Here is a 20,705-nt window from a genome sequence, read left to right on the forward strand (position 1 = left end):
TTTTTTCTAATACTTGGTAAGACTTCTCTAGTTACCCAAGCTTTGAATATTTTTGCTTGTGGTAGTTTTGATGAGAGGATAAGTGAATACAATCCTGATTCGTTAATTATTGAAATATTCTGTATTCCTCCAGGGGTGTTCCATTTCGTTACACCCTTATCTTCTTCATCTACATGGTCATAAACAGCTTTTCTTGGATTAACATATCCTAACATAGTTGCTACTTCATTAGCTATAAAGAAAAACTCACCGTCTTTTTCAATAACAGTGAGTTTCCCAAAATTCTTATTTTCAAATGTTTTTAAATTACTTATCATAAGCTTTGCTCCTTATGTTTATTTTTAACTTTATCTTTACTGATGGTATCCTTAGCCATATCTTTAAACTTATTTATTGTCTTCGTTATTGAATCTTTTCTATCGGCCTTTCTTTCAGAAACCTTAACTGCTTTTTTAAAGGCGTGTTCCATAACTTTTATATCCTTAGATTGAAAAAACACAGAGTGGTTGCCAGTTTCCTTATCTTTCATAACAGAAAACTTCACTCCGTGTTTATTTAAAATTTTCTTTAATTCTTTTAACTCAGGATCTTTTAGATTAATTTCTTCTAACTGTCCCTTTTTAACCATATCCTTTAGTTTTACTTCTTCTCCGTTATTTTTTATTACATTTTTCAAGCCTCCTTGTTCCTCTATTTGCTTGTGTACTTTCTTTAAGGCATCAAGAATTGCTTTACCTGTTGCTTTTGCAAGCCTTACTTCAAGGTTAAGGCTCGACCTAGATACTTCTTCATTAATCATCTATTCCACCTCCATATAAAAGTAACTCTTTGTATTTTCTTAACTTCTCTTGATGGATTTTTCTTCTAAAATCTTCTCCCGTAACTTTAACTGGTATTGTCATTTCAAGTATTCTTGAATATATCCTTTGATACTCAAGGTCAATGTTTGGATTTTGAATAATTTCCAATGATAAGTTTGTAGTAAAAATTGTCGGCTTACCCTTTAAGTATCTTGAGTTTATAATGTTATATACTTGTTCTCTTGCATAAGATGTATCCCTTTCAATTCCAAGGTCATCTAAGATTAACAAAGGAATATTAGATAAGTTATTGATAATTTCATTTGAATCTAGCTTAAATACTGATTTTTGTATTTGATTTATAACCTGAGATAAATTCATAATCTTAACTTTAACTTGTTTTCTTTCAATTAATTCATTTGCTATTGCACAAGCAAGGTAAGTTTTTCCACTGCCAACATCTCCATAAAATAAAAGTCCAACATTGTCTTCCTTCATTTGTTCAAAACTTTTAGCATAATTGTAAGCAACCTTGTAAGCTTGACCTTTTTCATTTAAGTATTTCTCAAAAGTATATTGGTGTTGGAGCGGCGATGAGAAGCAATCTCTTTTCAATGATGATATTTTCATCAGTCTTTCTCTTTCTTCATTTTCCTTATCTCTTTTTATTTCACATTCGCATTTAATTCTGGGAATAAACTTTGTAAATCCAAGGTCAAGTAATTCTCCATCGACTCTTTTACCGCATACCTTGCAATAGATATGCCCATTTCTTTCAATATCATTTTCTCTTAATACAAAATCTTTTAAACTTGTCATAAACTCTCTCCTATATCGTAATTCATTTTCCTTGTTGTATTATCATTAATGTTTTTCGCCTGATCATTAAGATACCAATTGATTATCGTTGCCTTGTGGTCTTGATACTCTCTGTTATTTGCTTTCATATATGACGAGAGCCTATCAATGTATTCATTAATTCTACTTCCTAACTCATTTGTTAAGTCCTTGTATTCTTCATCAGTCAAAAATATATTTTTATATATTCCATAAGGCTTTTGACCTTTACTAAAATCATTCTTTCTTAACTCATTATTATTAATATTGTTATAGTTACCTTCCGATTTTCGAAAATCTTGACTTTCGATATTCGAATCTCTTGAATTTCGATTATCGAACTTCTGGAATTTTGTTTTTCGAACTTCTTGATTTTTTAATTCCATATTATTAAATATGCTCATAAAATCTTTAACATAAATTCTATTAGGCTTTCCAAGTCCTTGTCTTTTCTTTTCAATTAGTCCAATTCCTGACTTAATATCAAGTTCAGCTATTAATTTATTTGCTTTTTCACTCGCACAATTAAATTGCTCTTTTATACTTTCAATTGTGTAGTAAATAAAGACTTTTCCATCTTCATCTATCCAATCATTTTTATATGAAAGACCCATTCGATTAAGCATATATGAATACAAAACTTTAGCTTCAATAGAAATACTCTCAAAAACCTCATCTTCCATTAATACCATAGGCAACCTAATGAAGTTATACATCTCAGATTGCCTATTATAAAAATAATCAAAATTCATTCCTACCTCCTCTCTTTAAAATAAAAAAAGACGACAGAATTATTGCTTTCTATCGTCTACGGTTGTCTTATATTTATTTTTCTTCAAATTGATTTTATTGTATAGTTTAATAATTCTAATAATCCAATAACATATATACCTAATTTAGGTAATCCAAATGGACTAAATAAAAATGCTAATATTAGTGCTTCAATTACAATTTGCTTGTCTCCTTGAAAAATGCTAGCTATTCCAATTATAAAAATCAAAGTAGAAACTACGCTTAACAACGCAGTACTCAAACTTAATATGAAGGTTAAAAAAGCTATGAGCAAACTCAACACTAATCTTATCGGTAATAAAATTATTCTAATTATCCATCTCATACATACTCCTAAAAATTAAACTGGGATTCATAACAAACCCCAGTTTCATAATTAGCGTGTCCTTTAATATAATTTTGATCCTGCTGGAATATTATCATCCAGCATTATTAAGTTAAGTTTTTCTTCACCGTCATACTCACAAATTGCAGATATAATCATACCTTCTGAGTCGATTCCCATCATCTTACGAGGAGGAAGATTACAAATTGCAAGTAGTGTCTTTCCAATTAAGCTCTCTGCGCTGTAATATTCCTTAATACCAGATAAAATAACTCTTTCTTTTTCAGAACCATCATCTAATGTAAATTTCAAAAGTTTTTTTGACTTAGGAACTTCTTCGCAGTTTTTAACCTTTACAACTCTAAAATCAGATTTTGAGAAAGTTTCAAAGTCTACCATATCTTCAAATAATGGTTCAACTTTCACTTTTGAAAGGTCAATTTCTTCTGTCGTAAGTTTGTCGTAAGTTTCGTAAGTTTCTTTTGACAAACCCCCATTTTCTGCCTTTTCTAAGCCTATTGGCTTCATTGTTGGGAATAATAATACATCACGGATTGAGTGTTGACCTGTTAAGAACATTATTATTCTATCAATACCTATGCCAAGGCCTCCTGTTGGTGGAAGTCCAACTTCAAGGGCATTAACAAAGTCATAATCCATCATTTGTGCTTCATCATCGCCTTTTTCTCTTTTGGCAACTTGAGCTTCAAATCTTTGTCTTTGATCTGCAGCATCGTTTAATTCTGAGAAAGCATTGGCAACTTCTTTAGCATTGATAAATGCTTCAAATCTATAAGTTAGTGACTTATCGTCAACTTTTCTTTTGGCAAGTGGTGATATTTCTACTGGATAATCTGTAACAAATGTAGGTTGGATTAGAGTTTCTTCTACATATTTTTCAAAGAATTCTGCTATGATTTCTCCACGACTTTCTTTAACTTCTACATCTTTTTCTTTGGCAATTTTAACTGCTTCTTCATAGGTTGTAATTTGGTTAAAGTCAACACCTGTTACATTTTTGATTCCTTCTATCATTGGCAATCTAATCCAAGGAGCTTTTAGGTCGATTTCTCTGCCATCAAATTCTATGACAGTCGTTCCAAGAACATTTGTTGCTACAGTTTCTATCATGTGTTCAGTAATTTCCATCATATCTTCATAATCAGCGTAGGCTTGATATAATTCCATTGATGTAAATTCTGGATTGTGGGTAGCATCCATTCCTTCATTTCTAAACATTCTTCCCATTTCATAAACTTTGTCAAAACCACCAACTATTAATCTTTTTAGATATAATTCGTTGGCAATTCTTAGATACATATCAATGTCCAAAGTGTTGTGGTGGGTTATAAATGGACGAGCTGTAGCTCCACCAGCTATGGTATTTAGTATTGGAGTATCAACTTCCAAAAATCCTCTATTATCCAAAAATTTTCTAATTTCTGCGATGATTTTGCTTCTTTGAACAAATACTTCTTTTACTTCTGGATTTACTATCAAATCAAGATATCTTTGTCTGTAACGAAGATCTGGATCTTTTAGGCCATGCCATTTTTCTGGCAAAATTTGCAAAGATTTGGTTAGCAATTGTGGAATTGTTGTTTCAATTGAGATTTCGCCTTGGTTGGTTTTGAAAACTTTTCCCTCAACGCCTACAATATCTCCGATATCGTATTTTTTAACTTCACTAAATTCATCGCCTATAACATTTTTACGATTTACAATTTGAATTTTTCCAAGGTCATCTTGTATATCCATGAAGCTCATATTGCCATGGCCACGTTTTGCCATGATACGGCCTGCTATTCTTACAGTTTTGCCATCATATTCATCAAATTTATCTTTGATTTCTTTTGATGGAATACGACCTCTAAAGTTTACAATTTCATGAGGATCTTTGCCAGCTGCTTTAAGTTCTTCAAGCTTTTGCCTTTTGATTTGTAGCATTTCATTTAGATCTTGTTGATTTTCTGTCATTTCTGCTCCTTTTACTTAATTGCTTTTATAGTAAAATAAATTTTGCCATTTGGTGTGATTACTTCTACTCTTTCATCTTTCTTTTTGCCTAATAAGGCTGCTCCAACTGGAGATTCGTTTGATATGAAGCCTTTTACTGGATCGCTTTCTGCTGTTCCTACGATTTTATAATCGAGTGTTTCGTCAAATTCTTCATCGTAAACTGTTACGGTGTTTCCAACGCCAACTTCATCAGAGTTTTCATTTACTTCGATTGTTTTGGCATTTCTTATCATATCTTCAACTTTGGCGATTCTAGCTTCTACTTCTGCTTGTTCGTTTTTGGCTTCATCATAGTCTGCATTTTCTGATAAATCTCCAAAGCTTCTTGCTACTTTGATTTTTTCTGCAATTTCTGGTCTTCTTTTAGTTTTGAGATATTCAAGCTCATCTTCTAACTTTTCCAGATATTCTTTTGATAATATTACTTCTTTATTTTCTGTCATAATTTACCTCTAAATAATTTTTATATTCATCCAACAATTTAAAAATTTCTTCTTTGCTTTTTAAAGTGTTGACTTTTGCTCTAATTTTTGTAGCATTTGGCAAAGATTTTAGATACCAACCTACATGCTTTCTCATTTGATTGACTGTAAGAAGTTCATCTTTAAATTTTAGTGTCAATTCATACTGGTCTTTAATTTGTTCAATGATTTCCTTATAGGAAACTTTTTTGTAAGTACCATTTGCCAAATAATCTTTAATATATTTAAACAAGAATGGATTTCCCATAATTCCTCTGGCAAGCATTACACCATCAGCCTTTGTCGTTTCCATGATTTCTATAAAATCTTCTACTGTAAAAACATCTCCGTTGGCTATAACTGGTATTTTTAAGCTTTCCTTTAGTTTTTTTATGTCTTGCCAATTGGCTTTGCCCTGATAATACTGTTCTCTAGTTCTGCCGTGAATAATTACATAATCTATGCCATTATCCTCACAAATTTTACCTATTTCAAGGAAGTTTTTGGAAAGTTCGTCAATTCCTGTTCGAAACTTTACATTTATTCTCTTGTCAGTAGATTTTACCAAAGTTTTTGTAATTTCATTTACTAAATTAGGATCTTTCATCAAAGCAGAACCCTCGCCATTTTTAAAAATCTTTGGCGCTGGACATCCCATATTAAAGCTGATTTCTTTTACATTTTCTAGTGGATTTATTTTTTCTTTGATTGCTCTTTCAATTTTTTCTGGATCTCTGCCAAAAATTTGTATGTTGGCTCTTTTTTCTTTTTCTGAAATATACATTAGCTCATTTGTTTGTCTGTTGTCATAAATTAGGGCATTTACGCTAATCATTTCAGTAAAAGTTTTATCCGCTCCATATTTTTCACAGATAATTCGAAAGGCATTGTCGGTAACTCCTGCTAGAGGAGCTAGAAGAATTTCTTTATTTTTTAATTCGCTCATAAATCAATCTTAGACCATCAAGCATTAGGTCTGGTTCAATTTTGTTGATAAATTTGGATTCATTTGATATTAATTCAGAATACCCACCTGTTGCAACGACATTGATCTCGCCTTCTATACCATAATCTTCTCTTAATTCTTTTTCTATTTCAAAAATTAGTCCATCGATTAATGAGATATATCCAAAAACAATTCCTGCATTGATGCTATCAACTGTATTTTTTGCTATGGCTGATTCTGGATTTCTAAGTTCGATTTTTGGTAGTTGAGCAGTTTTGCCAAAAAGTCCATCTTGGGCGATTTTTATTCCAGGAGCAATTGAGCCTCCCAGATATTTGCCATCTTTGGTTACAACATCAAAAGTTATGGCTGTTCCCATATCGACAATTATTGATGGTCCGCCATATTTATTGTAAACTGCAACAGCATCGACAATCCTATCAGCTCCAACTTCTCTTGGAATATCGTAAGCAATTTCAATGCCTGAATCGGTTTGATAATTTACCAAAATCGGATCTTTGTCAAACATTTTTCTATTGCAAGATTGCCAAGAATACAAAATATCTGGAACTACGCAAGAAATTATCGTATCGTCAACAAAATTCTTGTCTATACCATGAACATTAAACATATTAAAAAGGGTAGCTACCAATTCATCGCTTGTGCGTTTGAGATTTGTAGCCACTCTATATCTAAATAACAATTCTTCTTTATTATAAACACCAAGAACGGTATTGGTGTTGCCTATATCTACTACAAGTAACATATTATCTCCTTTGTGGAAATCTTTTAAATTTAACTCTATTATAATACGTTAAAATCTTGTAATTTCAAGCTATTTGTTAAGTTTATATTTTCTAATTAAATTATTTATTTCTTGTATATCGTCGCGAGTTACTCTTACAGATTCGTTAGTAAGTTGGTTTTTGGTTTTTACTTGCATTACTAAATCGCTTGAAGATGTATCAAATCCCCATTTTTTTAGTTGTTTATAATCATAAAAATTTGAATTTGCCAAAATTCCATTTTCTCCAATGCAAAGTTTGTTTTGTGAAAATAGTCCAAAGATAATTGCAAGTACAATCATTACAGCAGACTGAGCCATGTTGTTAAAATTATTTTGTTTAATACCCATGTATAAATTTACAGCTCCAGTAGCTAGTAAGACTACTAACAAACCAATTTCTATTGGTGAAACTTTTCTTTTAAATTCGCTAATTTCTCCTTGTAAAAGTCCTCTATTTTTTTTGCTTTTAAAAATTTTGTAGGCGAAAAAAACGATTATCGCACCATACATAAGCAAAATAAAGCTATCCATTCTATTTTTATCCATAAATCCTCCTTATTATTGAGACTTAAAGTCTATTATTTTTCGTAAACTGATTTTTTTAATACTCCAATGTAAGGAATATTTCTATATAGCTGATTGTAGTCTAGACCAAAACCTACTACAAATTCATTTGGAATCTTAAATCCGTACCAATCAGGCTTAATTTCAACTTCTCTTCTTTCAGGCTTATCGAGCAAGGTTATAATTTTTATATCCTTTGGATTTCTCTTTGATAGATTGCTTTTAAGATTTAGCAAAGTATTGCCAGTATCTATAATATCTTCAACTACTAAGACATTTTTTCCTTGAATATCAATATCCAAATCTTTTAAAATTTTGATGTTTCCTGTTGACTGGGTGCCCTCGTAAGAAGAAACTGACATAAATTCTAAATTTGTGTCAACTTTTATATATTTTGATAACTCTGACATAAACATTACTGAACCCTTTAGGATGCCAACTAATATTATTGGTCCCTCTTCATTTTCGTAATATTCGTTTATATTATTAGCTAGTTTTTTTATTCTAAGATTAAGGCTATCCTCATCTATCAAAACTTTATCTATTATAGAATTTGTATCAATTATCATCTCTTACCTCTATTTTTATTATATTTTTATCTTCTTTATCAACCTTAAATTCTTCCGATTGCCTAAAGCCTACTAGCCAAATAATCTTATCAACTGATAAAATTATTGGTATTTGATCCCTAAGATTTCTATCGATTTTTTGGTCGATAAAAAAATCTTTTAGCTTTTTGTTGTGGTTAAAACCAAGTGGCTTAAAAGTATCGCCGTTTTCCCTATATCTAAGCTTTAGCGGAAATTTTAGCTTATCAAAGGAAAAATAAGCTATATTTTTATTTTTTTCTCCCATAGAATTAACCAAAGTTGCTTTTATAATTTTTCCATTAAAATTAATTTCTTCATCCAAAGAAAGAAAAGCAAAATTTTCTATGTTTAAATTGTTTTCAACTTTAGAAAGCTGATAAGTCTTGTAATTTTTTATAAATTCCAAATCATCTTTTATTATTTTTTTTCCACTTGCTAAAGTCGTTAAACTGAGAAATTCATCGATATTTTTCTTGCTTATATCTTTTAAATTATTTTTTAACTTGCCAATAGCTTTTCTTAATAATCTTTTTTGGTAAAAATCTTCTAATCGGTCAAATTTTGATAGGTCAAATAAGATTTGATTCTCATCTTCTAAAACTAGGACCTCTTTATATAAAGAATCGATACTCCTATCGACAATTTTTAAATCTTCTTTTAAAAGCATAGAAAGATTATAAATTGCATCTACAGCTTTGGGATTGATGGTGGAAAATTCAGGCATTATCTGGTTTCTAATATAATTTCTTGTGTAATCATTGGATAAATTTGTTTTATCAATTGCATAAGCTATTAAATTGCTATCCAAATAGGAAATTATTTCATCTTTTGAAAAAGATAAAATCGGCCTAATGATATTGCCATTTCTAAAATCCATAGCTACCATTCCATCCAAACCAGTGCCTCTTATCAAACGCATCAAAACAGTTTCTGCTTGATCGTTTTTATTATGGGCAATGGCGATTTTGGAATTTTCATATTGACTTGCCAATTCATTAAAAAACTCATACCTAAGCCTTCTACCGGCATCTTCAGCAGAAATTTTGTGAATTTTTGCATAGTCATCCATACTAGCTCTTTTGACTCTAAATTCTAAATTTAATTTATGGGCAGTTTCTTTTACCAAATTCTCATCATTAATGGCTTCTTTTCTATGTAGATGATTAAGATGAGCCAAAATTATTTTAAGATTATATTCATCTTTTATGGATTTTAATAAATAAATTAGAAACTGACTATCAGGCCCACCGCTTGCTCCAACTATGATCGTATCATTTTTTTCTATGAGTTTGTTATTTTGAATATTTTCCCTAAAGCTAGTTTGAATCTTTGTCTTTTTCAGATTCATCGGTTTTTTCCTTTACCATTCCAAGTCTTTCTTCGGCAATTTTTTCTTTAAATTCATCTGTATTTCTCATCTCATAGTCTTTTTCTAATTCTTTTATTTTTGCATCTAGATCTTCTAATTTTTTCTGGTTAGATGATAAGTCGCTGTCAAGTTTTTTGATTTCCTTATCCATAGACCTATTTGCCAAGGCAAAATAAATTGCAGCAATAAGAATAAGAGCAAACATAAATATTATAAAGCCAGTATTTTTTGTTCTCCTTTTTTTCTTTCTAACATTTCGCTTATCCATCTACCACCTCATACATTTCGCTTGCATCAGATTTTTTTGCCCCATCGATGATATTTAAGACCCTTACTTTTAGCCTATTATTGCCAAAAATCACCTCTATAATATCGCCTTTATCAACCGTGGAAGAAGCCTTTGCAATTGAGCCATTTATTAAAACTCGCTCGTTTTCGCAAGCTTCTTTTGCTACTTGTCTTCTTTTTATAATTCTAGAATTTTTCAAAAATTTATCTACTCTCATAAATCAATTTTACTAGATATATGGTTTTTTATCCACTTAAATGAAAAGCTTTAGCAAATTATCTATCGATTTGCAAAAAAGACTCGAAATCAGGCGAATTTATAGAAAATATTATAATAGTATAATGGTAGTGGTGATATTATGAACGATATTTTGCACATCGATTGCGATGCTTTTTACGCATCTTGTGAAGAACTTAGAAATTCAAAATTAAAAGATAAGGCCATCGCTGTTGGCGGACTTAGTAATAAATCAATAATTACAACAGCAAATTATAAGGCTCGCCAATATGGCATACATTCTGCAATGCCGGTATTTATGGCAAGAGAACTTTGTCCAAATTTGATTATGATTCCAGTTGACCACAAATATTACAGGCAAAAATCCAAGGAAGTTTTTGACATAATTAGACCCTTTGGAGAAATTTTGGAACAAGTTTCAATAGATGAGGCTTATCTTAAAATAAATAGCAACAATCCTCTAGCCTTAGCCCAAAAAATTCAAAATGAAGTTTACAATAAAACAAAAATTGGAGTTTCCATTGGAGTATCCTACAATAAATTTCTAGCAAAACTTGCAAGCGATTGGAATAAACCTAAAGGCATCAAAGAAATTTCCAGAGAAGATCTGCCAGAAATTCTCCTAGACTTAGACATATCCAAAGTCCATGGTCTTGGCAATCATGGAGTAGAAAAATTACAAAAAATTGGCATATATAAAATTTCTGACCTGATGAAATTAGATCTTTCCTACTTGAAAAATGCTTTTGGCAAGCAAGGAGAATACATATACAAGGTAATTCGAGGAGAAGATAATAGAAAAGTAAAAGAGTCTAGACTTAGAAAATCCATAGGCAGAGAAAGAACATTTAGAGCAAACACCAAAAATAAAGATATCTTAGAAAACTATTTAAAACAAATAGCAGAAAAACTAGAAGATGACATGAACAAAAATAATTTAATGGGCAAAACTGTAAACCTCAAAGTAAAAAATTCTAACTTCAAAATTTATAGCAAATCAAAAACACTCCAAGAACCAATTTGTAAAAATGATGACATTTACCACGTTTCCAAAGAATTGTTAGATGAAATATATAAGGGTGAAGAAATAAGACTAATAGGAATTTCAATTTCCAAACTATCAAAAAAAGAAACAAACCAGCTAAGTTTTTTGTAAAAATAATATTACACAAAAAAAGAAGTGCTAATTTCTAGCACTTCTTTTTACTTGCTGGTGCGGGATAAAGGAGTTGAACCTTCACGAGAAATTCTCACTAGATCCTAAGTCTAGCGCGTCTGCCAATTCCGCCAATCCCGCATGGGGTGAGTAGTGAGACTCGAACTCACGGCCTCCTGGGCCACAACCAGGTGTCTTAACCAACTGGACCATACCCACCAGGTCATTACCTATTTAGTATACACTATTTAAAATATAAGTCAAGCATTATTATAAATTTTATATACTTTTTAAGGCCGATTTTTTAATACGTTATTCATTATACAAATTTTTATTTTTCTTGTCAATAGGAAGCTGAATTTTTTTAAATAAAATGTAATTTTTCCAAATTATAGTAAAATACCTATGAGGTGAATTTATGAAAAGCAGAAAAACTATTCTAAAAATTTTTGCTATTGTTATAGCAATTGCAATGATCGCACCAATTTTATATAGTGCATACGAATCAATGGCTAGATTATGATTGTCGAGAGTATTGATTATTCAGATAAATTAAATTTAGTTATTATAACTATTGATGGCGAGAAATTTTTGATTTCTTATGATCTTTATTACGATTTGAATCTTAGTTCTGAAAGCCAAATAGATTTTGATAGCTACAAAGTTATTTTAAAAGACGATCAATATAATAAGGCAAAAAATCTAACTCTTAGAAAGATTTCTTTTAGTCCAAAATCTTCCAGTGAAATTTATAAAATTCTAAAAGACCAACATTTTGACCAAGATGTGATTGAAAAGACAATAAATTTTCTTAAAGAATTTGATTTAATTGATGATGAGGCTTTTGTTAGAAGTTTTATTGCTGATAAACATAATATTTCTAAGTGGCCAAAAAACAAAATTCGCTATGCTTTAAGGTCTAAAAATATTGATGATTATATTATTGAGGAATATTTAAGCGAAATTAGTGACGAAGATGAATATCAAAATGCCTATGATTTTGCGATAAATAAGGCTAAGGGAGATGATTCTTTTCAAATGAGGCAAAAAGTTTTTAGATTTTTGGCTTCTAAGGGTTTTGATTTTGATATTATAAATAATGTTCTTGGAGATATTTTCCAATGACTTATGGTTATGTTTATATTTTAAGGTGTGCTGATAATTCTCTTTATACGGGTTGGTGCAGAAATTTAGAAAAAAGAGTTAATTTACATAATTCTGGCAAGGGTGCCAAATATACCAAAGCCAAGGGTCCTTGTAGGCTTGTTTATTACGAGGAAATTTCTGATATGTCTGAAGCTTTAAAAAGAGAAGTTGCTATCAAAAAATTAAGTAAAAGAAAAAAAGAAGAACTGGTAAAAAGTTTTAAAATTAATTAATTCTTTCTACCAGTTCTTTTTTAGTGCTTAAATGCCATTTTTATTTTTTCAAAAAATGATATTTTTGGTATCTCTATTTTTTTATCTTCTAGCAAGTTTTCTATAACTTCGTTAAAGTATTGACCGTTTTTGACAAGTCCTAAGAATCTTTTATTTTTTGCTTCAATGGCGTTTTTGTCATTTCTTATATCGTAATCTTCGCTTGCCTTGTTGATAAAGAAATAATCTCCTTCAATTTCCTTATTCAAGGAATCTGTATCGATAATTTCTATTATGATTTTATCCTTGATAAGATCCTTAGAAAGATTATCAATTACTAGATAATCATAGGAAATTTCACCTAATAATTTTTCGACATCTTCTCCTCTAAATATATATTTATCTTCCAAAAGTGGACTTATGATAAAATCTAAGTTCTCATTTTCGTGGACAATTACCTTTTCTAATGGGGCAAGGGAAGAAAAATAATCTCCTATATCGTAAGTTATCATTCCATCTTTTTGAAAATAGTCTTCTATATTGGAATTTGGATTTCTCTTTGTCTGTAAAAGCAAAACTTTTCCAGATTTTTGCAAATATTCTGCTAGATTTACCGAAAAATCAGTCTTGCCTATTCCTTCTTTTCCATTGATAATATATGTTTTCATTTTACTCCCTGACCTTAATTTCTTTTGTTTGCATCGTTTTGATTATTGGTAGAGTTATTTTGATTATTAGTAGATTTTTTTTGATTTCCTGTAGGGGTATTTTGCTTATTTAGATGATCTGGATTTATATTTTCAATTATATTTCCAATTTCATTTGTTGGATTATCTCCCATTTGTCCCCTATCTACATTTGCTCCTGTATCTCCAGTATTTGTAAGATATACATCTAAATCAAAATATTTTGCAACTATATCGCGCATAATTGGCGAAGCATTGTAAGAAGTATCTCCCTGGGTTAGGACTATACTTATTGCAATTTCTGGATCATCATAAGGTGCAAATCCTACCATCCAAGCGTAACTGTCGTATTTTACTCCGTCGGCATTTTCGCCTTCTACTTCTGCTGTACCAGTTTTTATACCGATTTCTACTGGTAATTGTGATAAGATTTTATTATTTTGAGCTACAAGCAAAGCACCATATTTTATATCTTCAAGATATTTTCTATCTTTTAGGTCAATTCTGTTGCCTTCTGGAACATTGTTAAATAAAACATCTTGAGAATCGTGATTTGTAACTTTGTCCACCAAGGTGTATTTGTATAGATAGCCACCGTTTGTTAAGGTTGCAATCGCTCTATTCATTTGAATTGGCGTATAGGAGTTTTGTCCTTGACCTATAACTATATTTAGCATATCTGTTATATCCCAAACGGCTTGATTTAGATAAGTATATTTTATAGTATCGGCAAGACCTGCTCTTTGACCTTCAAGAATACGCTCTGGATCGTAACCTCTTTCATCTAAAAAGTCTAAGATTTTCTTTCGTGTCCAGCTTTCAGGATCATCTGTAAAGTTAACTATGTCTACTACATCATTTTCAAATTCGCTTTTTGATTTTTTTACGTCATTTTTTAGGTGCAGTGGTAATTCTTTTTCCAGATAATTTTTAAGCATTAATCTTGTTACTTCTATTTTCTTATTTATTGAAGGGATATTTCCTGTTGCTTCTTTTGGTATATTTATTTCTATGCCTGTAGGTTTATCTAGGCCTAATTTTTCTGCAGCAATTCTTATGTCGTTTAATTCCAACTTAACTCCAACAGATCTACCATCACCTGGATTTTCGCCTAAAGCTAGACAATAGAAAAAGTAGTTACAAGAATCTCTAATTGCTCCATAAAGATTTTCTTCACCATTAGTTGTGCCTTTTTCTGTCCGGATTAGACAATTAAATCTTCTATTTCCTATATCCAAAAATCCATGGCAAGTATTGATAGCTTGTGGGTCAAGTCCTTTTTCTAAGGCTGCAAGGCTTGATACAAGTTTAAATGTTGAACCTGGCATTACTGCAGTTTGACTTGCTATGTTTAACATTGGTCTTGGGACTAGTGGTCCGCTGTCTTCTTCTACTTGTAAGCTTTCCCAATCTGATTGAGAAATTCCTGTGGCAAATAAATTTGGATCGTAATTTGGTAAGGAGGCCATAGCCAAAACTTGACCGGTTTTTACATCTGAAACTACAACCGCACCACTTTCTGCATAGGCAGCTCTTCTTATTGGCATAAATAATCCATATTCGGATTCGTAAGCGTGGCCATTTCTAATGGCATCAAGAACTCCTGCCAAAGATTTTTCAGCTTGTTCTTGCAAGTCCAAATCAATTGAAAGATATAAGTCATCGCCAGGTTCTGATGGACTTTGAGATATGGTTTCTTTTCTATTGCCGGATGAATCGACTGTTACCAAGCTTTTGCCGTTTTTGCCCTTCAAATTATCCTGATAAGATTCCTCAATTCCAGCCTTGCCTATTATTTCATCTCTTAAATAGTCACGTTTTTTGACGTATTTTTCAATTTCTGCTTCTGTGGCAATTGGCCCCATGTATCCTAAGATGTGACTTGCTACATATCTATTTGGATATGATCTAATCGGTATTGTATTTACTGCAATTCCAGATGTTTTTTTGATATTTTCTTTTATCTTTAAAACTGTGGATTCATCGATATTATATACCAAATTAATAGGTCTATAGCCAAAGTTTCCTTGAGTATTAATCTTGTTATCAATTGTTAGGATTCCCAAAGCTTCTGTGTCAGAATAATTTTCCAATTTATTTATTTTTTTTAGGTATTGTAAAATAATTTTTGGATCAGTTTCCTTATTTAGAGTTTCGATAATTTTTTTGTTAGGATTTACCCTATCTTTGCTAGCATAATAGGTGTAAAAATTATTCTTATCAATATTAAAAGTATAATCCCATTTATCTGGATCATCTTCTGTTACATCTATATTTGGGTAAATATTATTTCTAGTATTGGCATTTTGTGCCATGTATTTTACATCATTTGACAAAATCAACGGCTTTAGCAAGTTGTTTTTTTCTGCAAGTCTTGCCAATTCTTCTACTGGCGAACCTGATTGCTGGTTTTTGAAACTAACATTTACCTTGTATTCATTTTTTTGATCGTCATTTTCAGTTATAACTTCTGTTTCAAAGTTTGCGTAGATACCAAGATTTTCTAATTGTTGGATCAAAATATCAGCTGGGATAACGTAAGCTCCATCATCTTTTACTATAGCTTGGGTTAATACATCAGCAATTGTAGATTTTCTTACGATTTCGTAAAAATCATCGGCAACTTTGCTTTTTAGGTTAATTTTAGGATAAACTTTTGAAAGTTTAGCTTTTTTTTCTACTAAATCCTCATCTGCCTTAACTGCACAAGGTTTTAAAACTATACTTCCTAAAAGATTATTTTTATCCAAAATATCGTAGGCAAGCTTTCTTGCAAAAGAATTTTCTAGAACTGATAGCAATACCGATTTGTCATTACCTATAGCATTTACAATATCTTCTATTGGATCATCTTTTATGTCATAGCCAATGGACTTTAATTTTTCTGCGGAGTTTTCTTTAAAAGTAACTCTTAAGTTGCCATTTTTCTGACTTACGTGGCAAGGAATGTCAATTCCACGCTTTTTTAGAGCCAATAAGGCAGTTTTTATGGTTTCATATTGGATATTATCGTCTTTATAGGTTGAAATTATAAATTCATTTACCAATTCATTATCTATAAGTGTTGATACGACAAGCTCATTAGGCATTTGTCCAAGGATAAAATAATCTTCAGTTCTTTTGTAGGCAAAGGAATTAAGCTTTATGGCAAAGTCGTTGGTGTAATTGATACCATCGCTTTCTAAAATTTTGACAAGCTCTGATATGTTTTTTGTTCTATCTTCTGCTTTAAGGTTTGAAAGCTCATCTTTATAAATTTGAACCGCAAAAGCTGGTATGCTTGTTGCAAGCAATTTACCATTTCTATCGTAAATATTGCCACGACTTGCAAGATCATCTACTTCTTTTACTTTTCTATTATCAGATAAATCTCTATAATAATCTCCTTGGTTTATCATTACTGTGTGAAGTCTTATTACAATTATAGCCAATAAAATTACTACTAGGATTTGTATAAAACTTAATCTTTTTTCTTTTTGATTTCTCACTAGTTTTCACCCCTACATCCTATATGTTGGAATATACATTATTTTCTTAACTATTAGAATATAAATTAAATATATAAGTCCGTTTAATAGAGATTCTACAACTAACGGCAATGGTATATAATTAAAAAATCCAGATTGGCGTGTCAAAATATAATAAATTAAACTTAGCAATAGAAAATTAAAAATGCTGGCAATTATTGTCAAAATAAAGCCCGTAACTTTACTTTTGCCAAATCTAAATGAATCGCTAGCTACAAATGATCCTAGCAAAAAATATGACAAAGCTCTTACTCCTATAAAATTAGTAAAGAGAAAATCTTCAAGCAAACCAACAAATAAAGCTCCATAAGTAGCTGTTTTGCTTGCCAAAACTTGGCTAATTGCAACAATAGCTGGCAAAAGCAAATTAACATTAGCTCCAAAAATATCAATTTTTGAAAAAATGGTCGTTTGTAGGATGAATGACACTAGTAAAATTATAAAAGTTTTAAATTTATTCATTTGCTTTTTCATCCTCCATTTCTCCATCTTCATTTATTTCATCATTAGAATAATCAGCATCTTTCTTTAGGACTAAAACCCTGTAAAGATGGCTAAAGTCTACTGGTGAATTGATTGTAATATTTTTTCTAAGTGAATCTTCGCTCATGGAAACATTGTTTATCTTTCCTATATAAATTCCAAAAGGATAAACTCCTCCCAAACCACTTGTAAGAATAATATCGGAATTTTTGGCATCGCCATCGACATCTAGCATAAAACCTTGGATCGTTTTTGCTGTAAATTTATCGATTATTCCATAGTCATTGGATCTGGCATTTACAAAGGAAACGTCATTGGCTTCATTATTTATCGTTATAATTCTTGCAGTATTTTCAAAAACTTTGCTCACTTTACCAACTAAGCCAGTATAGTAATTACTATCTCCAATTGCTTGCAAGATTATATCATTTTCTTCAATTCCATCAGCTCTTCCCTTATCAATTGTAAAAGTTTCAGCCATGGAATTTAGATCTGAATTTATAACGCTCGCCTTAATATAGGTGTTATTTGATTTTGCTATAGCTTCCTTTTCATCTTTTAGAAATTTTTCCTTATTTATTATTGAATTTAATCTTGCGTTTTCCAAAACCAAAGATTTGTTTAAAGCTTCTAATCTATTTACTTCAGCTCTAGTTTCCTTAGAACCGACAGTTTTTTCAACTTGTTCTATTATCTCTGATGATATTGAATAAGTGACTTTCTCTATTGGCTTAAAGATAGTATTTGCCAAATTAGATCCAGCTCCAGAAATTTTATCCGTTTGTGAAGAAATTCCTATTAGAAATATTAAAATTATAAGTGTAATTATAAAAGATTTATTTGATTTTTGTTTTCTTCTATATGTCATTTTTTCCCTACTTACGATATTTGAAAAATCTTTCTGGATTTTCGAGAATTTGTCCTGCGCCGTTTATGGCATCTGTTAATGGATTATCTGAAACATTGGAATTGATGTTTGTCTTTGTTTCTATAAATTCTCTGATTCCTTTAAGCAAACTAAATCCACCTGTTAAATAAAATCCATCTCTTTTTATATCGGCGGTTAATTCTGGTGGAATTTGTTCAAAAACTTCATAAATTCCATTTACAAGCTCATCTGCATAAGGCAAAATAATTTCTACCAAGTCTTTGCTGGTGATTTCTATAGATTTTGGACTAGCTGAAAGCATATCTCTACCTTCAACATTCATAGCCAAATCCTTATCTTTTATTTTTAGGCTTAGAATATTTATTTTGATTTTTTCTGCAGTATTAAGACCTATATCCAATTTTCTATTATCTCTACAATAATCTACTATTTTTTGGTCGATAAAATCTCCGCCCTTATTAATGGACTTACCTGCAACTATGCCATTTAAAGAAATTACAGAAATTTCTGTGCTTCCAGCTCCCATACTTATGATCAATCTTCCCTTAGGATCTTCTGGTGATAAATTCATGCCAAAAGCTTGAGCTAAAGTTTGCTCAACTAAAATAATATCTCTAGATCCTGCGTGCAAAGCTGCATCTAAAATCGCCCTAGTTTCTATATCTGTAATTCCTGTTGGAATACAAAGGACAATTTTTGCTTGTATAAGCGACATTCCAGGATTAACCTTGGCGAAAAAATAATTAAGCATGGCCTCTGTTAGGTTAAAATCACTTATAACTCCATTAACTATTGGCTTTACAACTTGCAAATTTGACGGAGTTTTGCCCATCATTTCCTTAGCTTTATCTCCAATAGCTAAAACTTTTGTATTTGTATCATCAAGTACCATAATAGAAGGTTCACTTAAAATTATTCCTTCATTTTTTTTATATACTAGTACATTGCTAGTTCCTAAATCAATTGCAAAATCATTTGCAATCATTCTAAATTTCATCTAATTATTGCTCCTATATGTAATTTTCTCTTTTAAAACTATAATAATCGTTCTCACCTATTATTATATGGTCAAGAACGGTAATATCTAATAATTCTCCAATTTTTACAAGCCTATCTGTTATTGCAAAATCATCCTTTGAGGGTTTTGGATTTCCTGATGGATGATTGTGGGCAAAAATTATGCTTTTTGCCGATTTTTTAATAGCAGATTTAAAAGCTTCTCTAGGGTGAACTAGAGATTGATCTAGCGTTCCTTTGCTAATTAGTTCTTTAGATATTATAACATTTTTTGTATCAAGTAGGATAGCATAAAAATATTCGTTTTTGACGTTTTTCAATTCATCTTTTAGATATAAAAACACATCTTTGCTTTCTTTAATAGTTTTTATCTCTTTTTGATTAAACCTTTGGGCAATTCTTCTACCAAATTTTAGGCTAGCAACAACTTTACTTGCCTTGGCATTTTTGATTCCATTAATTTTACTTAATTCATTGACCTCGATATCAAGCAATTCCTCATAGGAAAATGTGTCTAAAATTTCTCTTGCAAGCTCGATTGCGTTTTTATCCTTTGTCCCGGTTGATAAGATTATCGCCAAAAGTTCCTCATCTGTTAAGCTATCTGAACCTTCTTTGATTAATTTCTCGCGAGGTCTATCATCTTCATCAAAATCTTTTATCGATCTTTTCATTTTTAATATCTCCAAAATTTATCTTATCCATGTGACTAGTTATATAATTTACGCTTAAACCTACAAAAAAACTTGTAAATATGCCCATAATAACCAAAATTGGAAAATAAAGATACATTTTTATATTTCCCATAACAAAAGATGCAACTAATATCTGACCAAAATTATGAAAAAATGCACCAATTTCACTAATGCCAACAAAACTAAACATTTTGCCCCATAATTTTAAACTTATGCCCATTGCAAGGGCTGAAAAAATAGCTCCACTTATCGAATAAAAAAACGAGCTTACAGATCCTGTAATAAGCATTAGCAAAAAAGATTTTATAATTCCCACAAGCAAGGCGTATTTTAATGAATACAAATATAGGCAAATTAAAATAATCATGTTGGAAAAACCAAGTTTTGCGCCAGGAATAGGGACTGGAAGTGGAATCATTTGCTCTATTAAAGAAATGGCAAGAGCCATGGCTGTAAGTAAAGCTATATTTGTTACTTTCTTTGTACTATCCATATTACCTTACCACCTTGTCAATTTCTGGTTGATTTTTTGGATTTTTATCGACAATTTCCAAAAAAATTTTGTTGGGTAGGCAAATTATTGTTTCACCACTTTTGCTAATGTCATGCATATGTACACAAATTTGATCTGGGCAATTGGCCTCATACATTGTGGCTTTGCCATTTTTTATGATGATTTTATTGTAATGATTTTTATCTTCTAAAACTATTTCTCTATCGATACTTAAATCATATTCCCCATATAGTTTTGAGTCTTTTTCAATTCTTAAAACTTTTGGTAAATTGCTATTAGTTTTGCCCAATACTACTGCTAATATTATGCTCAATACCAATAAAGCCAAAGATAAAATTATATCTGCCCTTTTGATTTTCATAAA

At 30.8% G+C, this 20,705-nt stretch carries 25 protein-coding genes and 2 tRNA genes; 3 read left to right on the forward strand and 24 right to left on the reverse strand.

Translation table 11 applies throughout. The features are described from left to right. From CS884_RS04895 to CS884_RS04960, 14 genes are all read right to left on the reverse strand, one after another. On the reverse strand, positions 1-317 hold a 317-nt coding region (locus tag CS884_RS04895), incomplete at its 3' end, for a Bro-N domain-containing protein (RefSeq protein WP_143434416.1). Continuing rightward, positions 314-799: a PcfB family protein gene (locus tag CS884_RS04900; RefSeq protein WP_099320946.1), complete on the reverse strand. Its 486-nt coding sequence runs from the start codon at positions 797-799 to the stop codon at positions 314-316. The genes CS884_RS04900 and CS884_RS04895, both read right to left, overlap by 4 nt. Beyond that, the gene (locus tag CS884_RS04905) at positions 792-1,619 is read right to left on the reverse strand and encodes an ATP-binding protein (protein ID WP_099320947.1); all 828 of its coding nucleotides are present in this window, start codon (positions 1,617-1,619) and stop codon (positions 792-794) included. Before CS884_RS04905 ends, CS884_RS04900 begins: the two co-directional genes overlap by 8 nt. Next, positions 1,616-2,389, reverse strand: coding sequence for a replication initiator protein A (locus CS884_RS04910; protein ID WP_099320948.1), 774 nt, complete (start codon positions 2,387-2,389; stop codon positions 1,616-1,618). Before CS884_RS04910 ends, CS884_RS04905 begins: the two co-directional genes overlap by 4 nt. 83 nt (positions 2,390-2,472) lie before the next feature. Then, positions 2,473-2,754, reverse strand: coding sequence for a CD1845 family protein (locus CS884_RS04915; RefSeq protein ID WP_001267200.1), 282 nt, complete (start codon positions 2,752-2,754; stop codon positions 2,473-2,475). Between the two features lie 63 nt (positions 2,755-2,817). Then, positions 2,818-4,731 carry a lysine--tRNA ligase gene (gene lysS, locus CS884_RS04920; RefSeq protein WP_099320949.1) on the reverse strand — a complete coding sequence of 638 codons (1,914 nt, stop codon included), beginning with the start codon at positions 4,729-4,731 and terminating at the stop codon, positions 2,818-2,820. A gap of 11 nt (positions 4,732-4,742) precedes the next feature. After that, positions 4,743-5,216: a transcription elongation factor GreA gene (gene greA / locus CS884_RS04925; protein ID WP_099320950.1), complete on the reverse strand. Its 474-nt coding sequence runs from the start codon at positions 5,214-5,216 to the stop codon at positions 4,743-4,745. Next, the gene (gene dusB, locus CS884_RS04930; RefSeq protein ID WP_099320951.1) at positions 5,203-6,180 is read right to left on the reverse strand and encodes a tRNA dihydrouridine synthase DusB; all 978 of its coding nucleotides are present in this window, start codon (positions 6,178-6,180) and stop codon (positions 5,203-5,205) included. Before dusB ends, greA begins: the two co-directional genes overlap by 14 nt. Continuing rightward, positions 6,161-6,946 carry a type III pantothenate kinase gene (locus CS884_RS04935; protein ID WP_099320952.1) on the reverse strand — a complete coding sequence of 262 codons (786 nt, stop codon included), beginning with the start codon at positions 6,944-6,946 and terminating at the stop codon, positions 6,161-6,163. The genes dusB and CS884_RS04935 overlap by 20 nt, the downstream gene beginning before the upstream one ends. Before the next feature lie 69 nt (positions 6,947-7,015). Then, positions 7,016-7,513 (reverse strand): DUF5673 domain-containing protein, encoded by a 498-nt coding sequence (locus CS884_RS04940; protein ID WP_099320953.1) that lies wholly within the window; start codon positions 7,511-7,513, stop codon positions 7,016-7,018. Positions 7,514-7,545: 32 nt separating this feature from the next. Further along, positions 7,546-8,100, reverse strand: a complete 555-nt coding sequence (hpt, locus tag CS884_RS04945) for a hypoxanthine phosphoribosyltransferase (RefSeq protein ID WP_099320954.1) — start codon at positions 8,098-8,100, stop codon at positions 7,546-7,548. Further along, positions 8,090-9,469 carry a tRNA lysidine(34) synthetase TilS gene (gene tilS, locus CS884_RS04950; protein WP_099320955.1) on the reverse strand — a complete coding sequence of 460 codons (1,380 nt, stop codon included), beginning with the start codon at positions 9,467-9,469 and terminating at the stop codon, positions 8,090-8,092. Before tilS ends, hpt begins: the two co-directional genes overlap by 11 nt. Further along, on the reverse strand, positions 9,438-9,758 hold the full coding sequence (locus CS884_RS04955) for a septum formation initiator family protein (RefSeq protein ID WP_099320956.1): 321 nt from the start codon (positions 9,756-9,758) through the stop codon (positions 9,438-9,440). The genes tilS and CS884_RS04955 overlap by 32 nt, the downstream gene beginning before the upstream one ends. Continuing rightward, positions 9,751-9,996, reverse strand: a complete 246-nt coding sequence (locus tag CS884_RS04960) for an RNA-binding S4 domain-containing protein (RefSeq protein WP_099320957.1) — start codon at positions 9,994-9,996, stop codon at positions 9,751-9,753. Before CS884_RS04960 ends, CS884_RS04955 begins: the two co-directional genes overlap by 8 nt. A 141-nt stretch (positions 9,997-10,137) precedes the next feature. Between CS884_RS04960 and CS884_RS04965 the strand changes: the two genes are divergently transcribed. Then, positions 10,138-11,172, forward strand: a complete 1,035-nt coding sequence (locus CS884_RS04965) for a DNA polymerase IV (protein ID WP_099320958.1) — start codon at positions 10,138-10,140, stop codon at positions 11,170-11,172. Positions 11,173-11,227: 55 nt separating this feature from the next. Here CS884_RS04965 and CS884_RS04970 read toward each other — a convergent pair. Together CS884_RS04970 and CS884_RS04975 are read right to left on the reverse strand one after the other, a co-directional pair. Continuing rightward, positions 11,228-11,313, reverse strand: a tRNA-Leu gene (locus CS884_RS04970). Position 11,314: 1 nt separating this feature from the next. Further along, positions 11,315-11,391, reverse strand: a tRNA-His gene (locus tag CS884_RS04975). Between the two features lie 300 nt (positions 11,392-11,691). Here CS884_RS04975 and CS884_RS04980 point away from each other — a divergent pair. Then, positions 11,692-12,297 carry a regulatory protein RecX gene (locus CS884_RS04980; protein WP_099320959.1) on the forward strand — a complete coding sequence of 202 codons (606 nt, stop codon included), beginning with the start codon at positions 11,692-11,694 and terminating at the stop codon, positions 12,295-12,297. Further along, positions 12,294-12,551 carry a GIY-YIG nuclease family protein gene (locus CS884_RS04985; protein WP_099320960.1) on the forward strand — a complete coding sequence of 86 codons (258 nt, stop codon included), beginning with the start codon at positions 12,294-12,296 and terminating at the stop codon, positions 12,549-12,551. Before CS884_RS04980 ends, CS884_RS04985 begins: the two co-directional genes overlap by 4 nt. Before the next feature lie 20 nt (positions 12,552-12,571). Here CS884_RS04985 and CS884_RS04990 read toward each other — a convergent pair whose 3' ends face one another. Genes CS884_RS04990 through CS884_RS05025 form a run of 8 tightly spaced genes read right to left on the reverse strand, consistent with a single transcriptional unit; the run spans position 12,572 to position 20,702 of the window. Next, complete coding sequence (locus CS884_RS04990) at positions 12,572-13,198, reverse strand: ParA family protein (protein ID WP_099320961.1); 627 nt, start codon at positions 13,196-13,198, stop codon at positions 12,572-12,574. Between the two features lie 14 nt (positions 13,199-13,212). Then, positions 13,213-16,704 carry a penicillin-binding transpeptidase domain-containing protein gene (locus tag CS884_RS04995; RefSeq protein WP_099320962.1) on the reverse strand — a complete coding sequence of 1,164 codons (3,492 nt, stop codon included), beginning with the start codon at positions 16,702-16,704 and terminating at the stop codon, positions 13,213-13,215. Positions 16,705-16,716: 12 nt separating this feature from the next. Further along, the gene (gene mreD / locus CS884_RS05000; protein WP_099321754.1) at positions 16,717-17,205 is read right to left on the reverse strand and encodes a rod shape-determining protein MreD; all 489 of its coding nucleotides are present in this window, start codon (positions 17,203-17,205) and stop codon (positions 16,717-16,719) included. Then, entirely contained in the window at positions 17,198-18,094 is an 897-nt protein-coding gene (gene mreC / locus CS884_RS05005) for a rod shape-determining protein MreC (RefSeq protein ID WP_099320963.1), read from the reverse strand. The genes mreD and mreC overlap by 8 nt, the downstream gene beginning before the upstream one ends. 7 nt (positions 18,095-18,101) lie before the next feature. Next, positions 18,102-19,112 carry a rod shape-determining protein gene (locus tag CS884_RS05010; RefSeq protein ID WP_099320964.1) on the reverse strand — a complete coding sequence of 337 codons (1,011 nt, stop codon included), beginning with the start codon at positions 19,110-19,112 and terminating at the stop codon, positions 18,102-18,104. Positions 19,113-19,125: 13 nt separating this feature from the next. Next, complete coding sequence (radC, locus tag CS884_RS05015; RefSeq protein ID WP_099320965.1) at positions 19,126-19,806, reverse strand: DNA repair protein RadC; 681 nt, start codon at positions 19,804-19,806, stop codon at positions 19,126-19,128. After that, positions 19,781-20,320, reverse strand: a complete 540-nt coding sequence (locus tag CS884_RS05020; protein WP_099320966.1) for a Gx transporter family protein — start codon at positions 20,318-20,320, stop codon at positions 19,781-19,783. Before CS884_RS05020 ends, radC begins: the two co-directional genes overlap by 26 nt. Position 20,321: 1 nt before the next feature. Further along, positions 20,322-20,702: a NusG domain II-containing protein gene (locus CS884_RS05025; RefSeq protein ID WP_099320967.1), complete on the reverse strand. Its 381-nt coding sequence runs from the start codon at positions 20,700-20,702 to the stop codon at positions 20,322-20,324. Between the last annotated feature and the right edge of the window lie 3 nt (positions 20,703-20,705).

The organism is Anaerococcus sp. Marseille-P3625 (genome assembly GCF_900232825.1).
GTDB lineage: Bacteria > Bacillota > Clostridia > Tissierellales > Peptoniphilaceae > Anaerococcus.